Origin of the sequence: Vibrio sp. L5-1 (assembly GCF_021728315.1) — a bacterium.
GTDB classification, from domain to species: domain Bacteria; phylum Pseudomonadota; class Gammaproteobacteria; order Enterobacterales; family Vibrionaceae; genus Vibrio; species Vibrio splendidus_K.
Map to the genome: position 1 here is coordinate 1 of NZ_JAKKCQ010000029.1, position 1,583 is coordinate 1,583.

Genomic DNA, 1,583 nt, shown 5'->3' on the forward strand with positions numbered 1-1,583 from the left:
TTCACGCCCTCTTTTTTTGCTTCATCGAACTGTTTAGTGGAAAAGGCAAAAAATGCCCCAGCCTCATTAAATGCTTGCGTTTGTTTGGCTTGAATATAGTGAGAGAGATATTTCATGACTTACTCCTGACGTTAATACAAAAATATCCCAGTAATTAAAACGGGCAACGGTGGAACGAAAAGAGGGCTCTCGAAGGGGTTGATACATCCTTCACAATAAAATTGTCAGTTAAGTCCCCTATTTTAAAGTGGTGTAAGATACTCTTCTCAACCTCAGCCAGAGTGGATGGGTAGGACTTAGAATCACGCGAAGTAAATCCTGCGATTTTGAGTTCAGCTAAGGTAATGTCGCTACACGGCGTAAGAGAAAAGCCGTGCTCTTCTTCCTCTGTCCGCTGAGGAATACGCAGTAAAGAGATATCATTTTTTGGTGAGCTTTCGTGCCCAGCGGCGAAACGCTGGTCGCTGAGCGTCAATGTAGAGAGAGTTGGGGTTGAGTTTTGTTGTGCCATGACAAGTTTCCTTTCTGTTTGAGTATCACTTTTATGGAGCCGCTTGGCTGTCCAGATCTCAAACAGGGTTCTTCTCTGCAGGGGCGCGAAGCGTTTATTAACCCTTGCAGAGAAGGTTCTGATTGAGGATGGTGAACAGTCTGCGAGCGCCATCCAGTGATGCGAGTCGAAAGGAAAATCGGCACATAAGAAAACAAGCCCTTACTCGACCTTAATTGAAGCCAGTGAAAGGCAATAAGGAGGCACGACGAAGCGCAGCTACGCAGTAGCGGAGGCGTTGGTGATTGTTCGCAGTAACTTAATGTCACTTCGAGCTTGCTCGATAACAGTGCCATAAGTTATCGCGAGAGGAGTGAAGCGACGGAATGAGCCGACCGAAGGGAGAACGCCCAATATTTAAGTTTAATGTGTACTTTATAGATTGATTGGCGTTAGAAAAAGAACCGTCCGTAGTCAATCTTCAAGGGTAAGCGTTCGAAGGCGGCTCAAGTCAAATATCGCAATAAATCTAAAGGGCGATTCGCCGTCTAGCCATTAACTCAATTAGCCCCCACCTTTTTGGTCAGGGAGAGTGAAAAGTGAAAAAGCTTGGTGCAAAGAAACGCAGAACATAGCAAAAGCTGCACTTAGCTGTTCATGTCGATACACCCGAAACCATGAGTGCGGAAGTCAGTTTTGTTGTGCCATGAGCCTCTAAAAAAGAAAGGTGGTACCTCCCTGAAACTCACCTCGAAAGAATGCAATGCTTTGGGAAGAGAGTGGATCAATAAATGAAGCGGTAAAGCGAGTTTGAGATACAACAACGCTCAAATAGGTGAAATGATAGTAAATGTCAAAACTATAAACAAAATTATAGCTCAAGGTATGCCAGTTAGAAGCCCACGGTTAGCCATAGACGATGTAGCTTTGTCTCCAGACAGATTTTATCAACACCACCACTTTGCCACACAACCCTTTATGCTTGAGCGGCTAATGAGAAAGTTGTGCTAGTTCGTCTGTATTCAATCCCGTGACATCCATAATGGTTTGTTGATCTAGACCATTAAGCAGCATCTTACGCGCCATCTCCTTG

General features: G+C 44.7%; 1 protein-coding gene and 1 pseudogene. One reads left to right on the forward strand and one right to left on the reverse strand.

Annotated elements, in window-relative coordinates; all coding sequences use genetic code 11:
• Positions 1-154 precede the first annotated feature (154 nt).
• On the reverse strand, positions 155-511 hold the full coding sequence (locus L3V35_RS25350) for a hypothetical protein (RefSeq protein ID WP_237300853.1): 357 nt from the start codon (positions 509-511) through the stop codon (positions 155-157).
• Between the two features lie 468 nt (positions 512-979).
• Between L3V35_RS25350 and L3V35_RS25355 the strand changes: the two are divergent.
• Positions 980-1,390 (forward strand): annotated as a pseudogene (locus tag L3V35_RS25355) (IS5/IS1182 family transposase); the annotation flags it as partial.
• Positions 1,391-1,583: the final 193 nt, after the last annotated feature.